The organism is Albidovulum sp., assembly GCF_049646345.1.
GTDB lineage: Bacteria > Pseudomonadota > Alphaproteobacteria > Rhodobacterales > Rhodobacteraceae > Albidovulum.
Map to the genome: position 1 here is coordinate 1 of NZ_JBARVQ010000835.1, position 6287 is coordinate 6287.

At 61.2% G+C, this 6287-nt stretch carries 8 protein-coding genes; 5 read left to right on the forward strand and 3 right to left on the reverse strand.

Going from position 1 to position 6287, the window contains the following annotated elements:
* The 5 genes from gspD to WBB85_RS21910 form a co-directional block, all read left to right on the forward strand.
* Positions 1-2154: type II secretion system secretin GspD (gspD, locus tag WBB85_RS21890; protein ID WP_432640687.1), on the forward strand; the 2154-nt coding region annotated here is incomplete at its 5' end.
* 38 nt (positions 2155-2192) lie between these two features.
* The gene (locus WBB85_RS21895; protein WP_432640688.1) at positions 2193-3410 is read left to right on the forward strand and encodes a type II secretion system F family protein; all 1218 of its coding nucleotides are present in this window, start codon (positions 2193-2195) and stop codon (positions 3408-3410) included.
* A gap of 46 nt (positions 3411-3456) precedes the next feature.
* Entirely contained in the window at positions 3457-3771 is a 315-nt protein-coding gene (locus tag WBB85_RS21900) for a hypothetical protein (RefSeq protein ID WP_432640689.1), read from the forward strand.
* On the forward strand, positions 3768-4142 hold the full coding sequence (locus tag WBB85_RS21905) for a type II secretion system protein (protein WP_432640690.1): 375 nt from the start codon (positions 3768-3770) through the stop codon (positions 4140-4142). The genes WBB85_RS21900 and WBB85_RS21905 overlap by 4 nt, the downstream gene beginning before the upstream one ends.
* On the forward strand, positions 4139-4711 hold the full coding sequence (locus tag WBB85_RS21910) for a prepilin-type N-terminal cleavage/methylation domain-containing protein (protein ID WP_432640691.1): 573 nt from the start codon (positions 4139-4141) through the stop codon (positions 4709-4711). Before WBB85_RS21905 ends, WBB85_RS21910 begins: the two co-directional genes overlap by 4 nt.
* A 2-nt stretch (positions 4712-4713) precedes the next feature.
* Here the strand turns inward: WBB85_RS21910 and gspG are convergent, their stop codons facing one another.
* From gspG to WBB85_RS21925, 3 genes are all read right to left on the reverse strand, one after another.
* Positions 4714-5145 (reverse strand): type II secretion system major pseudopilin GspG, encoded by a 432-nt coding sequence (gene gspG, locus WBB85_RS21915; protein WP_432640692.1) that lies wholly within the window; start codon positions 5143-5145, stop codon positions 4714-4716.
* Entirely contained in the window at positions 5142-5816 is a 675-nt protein-coding gene (locus WBB85_RS21920) for a prepilin peptidase (protein WP_432640693.1), read from the reverse strand. The genes gspG and WBB85_RS21920 overlap by 4 nt, the downstream gene beginning before the upstream one ends.
* 174 nt (positions 5817-5990) lie before the next feature.
* On the reverse strand, positions 5991-6287 hold a 297-nt coding region (locus tag WBB85_RS21925), incomplete at its 5' end, for a hypothetical protein (RefSeq protein WP_432640694.1).

Sequence of the window (6287 nt, forward strand, 5' to 3'; positions counted from 1 at the left end):
CGGTACTCCGTCCGCGCTGATCGCTGCCGAGGACGGCTTGAGCGAAAGCCACAAAGCTGGGGCATCCCTCGTCACCTGGTCCCTTTCAGAGATCGGGGCGGACTGGGTAGTGATTTCACACGATACGCAATCAATCCGAATGGAACTTTACAAACAATGATCATCCGGCGCTCTTTCTTCCTCGGGCTGGTCCTCGCCCTGGTGTCCTTCCTTCAGGCCTGCGAGGCGCCGGAAGGCGGGCATGGCGGATCGCGGTTGCTTGCCAATCAGGGCGGTGGCCGATCGTCCGGCTCGTCCCTTGGGCAACGGTTTAGCGCCCTTCTCGACGGTTCGACCGCAGAGCGCCGCATTGTCGGATCCAACGAGTTCCTGAACACCGACCGGGCGTCACGCGGACCACTCTATCAATTTTCTGACCAGGGAGAGATCACCCTCAATCTGATTGACGTTCCCATCGAACAGGCGGCCAAGGCTGTTCTGGGCGATGCGCTGAAGAAGAACTACGCGATCAAGCCGGACGTGTCGGGCGCGGTGACCCTGCAGACAACGCGGCCCCTTTCCGAAAAGGCATTGATCGAGACCTTCCAGACGATCCTCGAACTGAACGGCGCGACGCTCGATGTTTCCGGCGATCTATTTACGATCGTGCCGCTCGGTGGCTCCGCCCGCCGCGTGTCGCCAATCTCGGAGGCAAACGGCGTCGGCAACCGGATCGTGGCCGTCCCCTTGCAGTATATTGGCACGGCCGAGATGCTGCGGCTCCTCGAACCTATCGCGGGATCGACGGTCAAGCTCGACGCTATTCCGCAGCGCAACATCATCCTTATTTCCGGCACCCGGGACGAGATCAATGCGGCTATCGACGCGGTCAATCTCTTCGATGTAGACGTGCTTAAAGGCAAATCTGTCGGTCTCTTCCGCCTCAAGGCTGCGGAGCCCGAGGCGGTTGCCGAGGAGCTGAACCTGATCTTCGAGACCGGCGACGGCGGCAGCCTCCAGAACGTCCTGACCTTCGTTCCATCCAAGCGTCTGGGCGCCATCATCGTCATTACCAGCCGGTCAAGCTATCTGCCCGAGGCTGAAAAATGGGTGCGTGATCTTGACCGCACCGCCGGCGGCGCCCGCCGCCGCCCGGTCGTCTATTCACTTCAAAACCGCGGCGCGTCCGAACTGGAACCGATCCTGACGGCGATGATCCAGGACGTGGCGTCTGAAGAAACGGGAACCGTCGAGGGCACACCGCGTGTTGTGGCCGATGACGCCCGGAACTCGGTCATCGTCTGGGGCAACGACAGCGAGCAGGACAGTTTTTCGCGGCTGATCCAATCGCTGGATTCGGCACCAGTCCAGGTGCTGCTTGAAGCGACCATCGCCGAGGTTACGCTGACGGATGAGCTGAAATTCGGCCTGCGGTGGTTCTTTGAGAACGGTAATTTTGGCGGCACGTTCTCGGACGCGTCCAACGGGTCGGTCGGATCGACCTTCCCGGGTCTTTCCTTCGTGTTCCAGGGCTCGTCCTCGGCGGTCGCGCTCAACGCCCTGTCATCGGTGACCAATGTGAACGTCGTATCGTCGCCAAGCCTGCTCGTCCTCGACAACCAGGAAGCAAGGCTCCAGATCGGCGACCAGGTCCCGATCGCCACACAGCAGGTCAAGGATACCGGCGATGCGAATGCCCCCGTTGTCAATACAATTTCATTCCGCGACACCGGCATCATCCTCACGGTCAAACCGCGCGTGTCGAAATCCGGCCAGGTCATCCTCGATATAGAGCAGGAGGCGAGCACGGTATCGGACACAACGACATCTGGGATCGACTCGCCGACCATCTCGCAGCGGAAGATCAAGACAAGTGTGGCCGTGACTGACGGTCAAACCATCGCGCTCGGCGGGCTGATCGAGGAGAACCGGAACCGGACCAATTCCAAAGTGCCAGGTGCGGGCGATGTCCCCGTCATCGGCGCACTGTTCCGCAACCGTAAGGACACGATCGGCAAGACCGAGCTGCTGGTCCTGATCTCCCCCCGAGTCATCCGCAACGGTCAGGAAGCCTCTGCGATCACAACCGAGTTGCGTAGCCGGATCAGCGGCGCGAACGGGCTGGTGAGCGGCGGCATCGTTGATCCTGGCACCGGTCATCGCATCGTGGAATGAGAGGAAAAACAAAGGCAACGTTACGGACGTGTCCCACCATGCCCAGCTACAGTTATCAGGCGCTTGCATCGACCGGGGAAACGGTGACCGGCGATCTTTACGCCGAGAATGAGCCATCGGCGCTCGACGCGCTGGTGCAAAAGGGATTGACGCCGCTCGATCTGCGACCGGCTGAGGAGAATATTCCCTGGTGGAACCGCGACATCCGCTTCTTCGGCTCATCGCCAAGTGTGCGTGAGAAGGACATAGAGAACTTCTTTTCTGCATTCTCGACCCTGTTGGACGCACGGATTCCGCTGTCCCGTGCGCTGGCGTTCTGCAAAAGGCAGACAAGGAACCGACGGTTGCGGCGCGCGGTGGCGGATATGGAAACGCGCGTCGAGGGGGGCGAAACCCTCGCCGCCGCGATGCGCTCGGTGTCACCCGCCTTTTCCGAAAGGCTGTCGGACCTCATTGCCATGGGCGAGGCGGCAAACCGATTACCTCAAGTCACGCGCGACATCGCGGCCTTCCTTTCATCCGAAGCGAAGCTCAGGGGCGAACTGCGCTCGGCCCTGATCTATCCGGTCCTGCTTCTCATCATGTCGGCGGCTGTTGTGTCGCTTGTGATTTTCTACCTCGCCCCGACCCTTCTGCCGGTCTTCTCTTCCGCAGGCGTCGCCCCACCGGTGACTTTGCAGGTGATGTCGGCAATCCGGACAGTCTTGCTTGATGGCTGGGTGATCATTCTCGTTGTTTTCCTGTTCCTTGGGGCGCTCTTCACAGCGTTCCGTTCCCCGCTGACAGTGATGCTCGGTCGTGTTTCGCTGCGGTTGCCGGGTCTCGGCGTTTTCCTGCGCCAGAAAGAAAGTCTTCGGGCCCTTCGGACACTCGGCATGATGCTGACGAGCGGCACACCTTTGCCCACCGCGCTTGGCAACGCCCGGGACATCTGCCGATCGCAACAGTTCAAGGCGCTCTTCGCGCAATGCAGGAAAGAGATCGAAAGCGGCGGCAAACTCTCGACGGCGCTGAGCGAGAGCTGGCTCGTCGACGATATGGTGAAGATCTTGATCCAGACCGGAGAGGAAAGTGACAGACTGCCATCCGCTGTGGCAAAAGCGGCCGATCATCTGTCGCAGTCCAGCTCGGCGACACTCGCGCGAGCCATGCAGATGATCACGCCGGTCCTGACACTGGCGATCGGACTGGGGGTGGGCGGGATCATTCTGTCGACGATTTCGGCGATCATGGACATGAACGACATTGCGTTCTGAATCGGCATCCGCACGGGCAGGGTTCACGCTTCTGTAGGCGCTCGTCGTGCTGGGCATCATGGCGCTGGTTCTTCTTGCTTCCGTGCGGGCCTTTCGTCCGCCATCACCGGCGTTCCGGTTACAGGAACTGATCGCCGAAAAATCGGCCGAGGCTGCCCGGGCGCAAGTCCGTGCTGTCCGGAACGCGCGTGCGGTGGTCGTCGAGGTAAACGACGCCACCTGTTCGGGGGCGCCGGTCCCGCTGACCTTCTTTCCCGATGGCACCGCGTCTGCAGCAAACATCTGTCTTCGGATCGGTGAACAGCAGACGACGCTTACGCTCGATCCGCTGACCGGACAGCTTCGGAGCGATGCCGAATGAGGTGCAGCCGATCCGCAGGATATTCGCTGCTGGAGGTTCTTGTCGCCTTCGCGATCATGTCGATCGTTCTGGCGACAATTCTGCCGGGGCAGTCGCGGATGCTTCGCGCGGCGGCCCGGTACGAGGAAAAACTCATGGCGGAGGATTACGCGATCTCCCGTCTTGAGCGGCTGGGGCTTTCCGACCAGATCACGCCCGGGACCACTCAGGATACCTACCGCGACTGGACCGTCATCACGAGGGTCGAAACGCGGCCTGGTGTCGCAGAGGGTAGCGACCTGTGGTGGGCCGTTGTCACTGTGGAACGCACGGACGGAGAGATCATAGGAACGGCGGAAGGGGTGCGATCCGCCGGGGGACCCGTACCATGAAGGGGCGCTCCGGTCTCAGCCTCTTCGAAATGCTGATCGCGCTTGCCCTGCTTGCATTCATCGCGGCGGGGCTCTCGGGCAGCCTGGGCCTCAGCATCCGTCTGCTCGATCGGTCACGAGCTGACCCAGCCGTTGTCGAATCCGCGGCGCTGCGCGCGCGCCTCCGCCACTGGATTGCCAACATGGCCCCGCAATCGCTGCTGACGCCGTTTCCGAACCAGTTCGTGGGGGCAGGGGACCATCTCACCTTCACCACCATGTCCGATACACCATTCGCGCCCGACGCTGCCGCGCTCGTCGTGACGATCGCCGAGACAGAGGGTACTGTCACACTGTCCGCCGCGTCGATTGATGATGGGGGAACGGAGATACAGGTTTATCAAGGCGTTCTCGCACGCGACGTCGGGAAGGTCTCGATCAGCTACTTTGCGCCCGACGACGACCCGCCCGCATGGCTGTCGGAGTGGCCCGATTCCGGCCAGTTACCGGCGCTTGTGCGCATCGAAATCGGAGAAGGATCGGTGCCGGATTGGCCGGAGTTTACGGCACACCCGTTGCTTGGACCGTGACGTCACCTGGTCAGGTCGGCGTCTTCGCCAGCGCCACCATCCTTGCCGTCTCGGCCTAACGAGAGCACCGAAAACGTCCCACCATCCGTGGGTTCCTTGTAGAGATACTGGCGCCCCCAGGGATCGGTCAAACCGTCCCCAGAGGTCAGGTACGGTCCATCCCAGGCGGCTTCTCCCGCCGGTCCTGACATAAGCACTGCCAGTCCCTCGGCATTCGACGGATAGCGCGCCATGTCGATGTAGAAAAGTTCGACAGCGTCGGAGATCTGTTTGATCTGCAATGAGGCGGTTTCGGACTTTGCCTTGCCGAGATAGCCGATAAGCCGGGGACCGACGACGGCCGCGACCATGGCTATGATGGTCAGGACGATGAGAATCTCGAGGATCGTCACACCCGCCTGGCGGGAGAGGGTTTCGTGTCGTGAATTCGTCAAAGCAGTTTACTCCCACTCAGCCAGACCGCCCAACCGGAAAGACACAGGAACGGCCCGAATGCAACCCGGGATGTTGCGATCGTGGCATAGTTCCCAAGCTGAAAGAGATGCATCCCCGCGAGAAACAGGATGCCCGACAGGGACGCGGCGAGAACACAATATGTCGTGCCTTCAAGGCCGAGCCATAGGCCGAGCCCGGCCATCAGTTTCACGTCGCCGAACCCGAGCCCCTGCCAGCCCCTGAACTTTTCGTAGGCCCGCGCAGTCAGCCAGAAGGCGGCCGACCACAGAAGGGCAGCTGCAATTGCATCGATGACCACGACACGGGATTGACCGAAGAGCTGCCAGCACCCGCCTAGTGCGATCATCAACGAGGCGATATCGGGGATCTCAAGGCGCTCGATATCGACAACACTGACCCAGATCAGCAATATGGCCAAACCGAGGGTCGGCAGGAGAAGAACAGTGAAATCCACTCCTGCCACCACCGCCATGACCACATAGGCTCCGCAATGAAGAAGAACATTGGCCGCCCGTCTCACGGCTGGATTTTCCGCGACACTGGCCCAGGCGAATGCCGCAGCCGGGCGCGGCGCGGTTTCGCACTGATTGCCGTTCTGTCTTCGCTGGCGATCATTGCCCTTCTTCTCGTTGTTGCCGGAAATCTTCAACGCGCGCGCGTACAAGGATATGCGTCAAACCTTGCGCTGACGCAATCTCAGCACCTCAATCGCGACTTGCTGAAACTCGTGATCGACCAGATACAACCCACTCCTGAAACTATCGAGTTGGACTTTCGGCGCGGGGCGCAAGTCATCCACCTTCGTCTGCAGGATGTCGGCGGTCTAATCGACGTCAATACCGCGTCGCCAGACCTCCTGCGCGCACTCTTCGAGGCGTTTGATGTCGATGATGAACATGAACGTGTCCTCCTCGATTGGCGCCGAACCGGAAAGCGGTTCCTGCGTGTCAGCGACTTCGCGCGGCTGGCAGGAATCGATCCGGTTCGGCAGGTCAACCTGCGCGCCGTGACAACCGTTCACTCCGGGCGTTGGGGCGTTTCGCCGGACGTCGCACCGCCCGCTGTCCTCGATCTTCTTGGGGCTCATCTCCCCCGCGTGTCGGGCGACACTGGCGGGCAA

What these genes read in the sequence shown, in the direction of transcription:
- WBB85_RS21895 (WP_432640688.1), top strand. Translation starts at nt 2,193, where the DNA reads ATGCCCAGCTACAGTTATCAGGCGCTTGCATCGACCGGGGAAACGGTG.
- WBB85_RS21905 (WP_432640690.1), top strand. Translation starts at nt 3,768, where the DNA reads ATGAGGTGCAGCCGATCCGCAGGATATTCGCTGCTGGAGGTTCTTGTC.
- WBB85_RS21910 (WP_432640691.1), top strand. Translation starts at nt 4,139, where the DNA reads ATGAAGGGGCGCTCCGGTCTCAGCCTCTTCGAAATGCTGATCGCGCTT.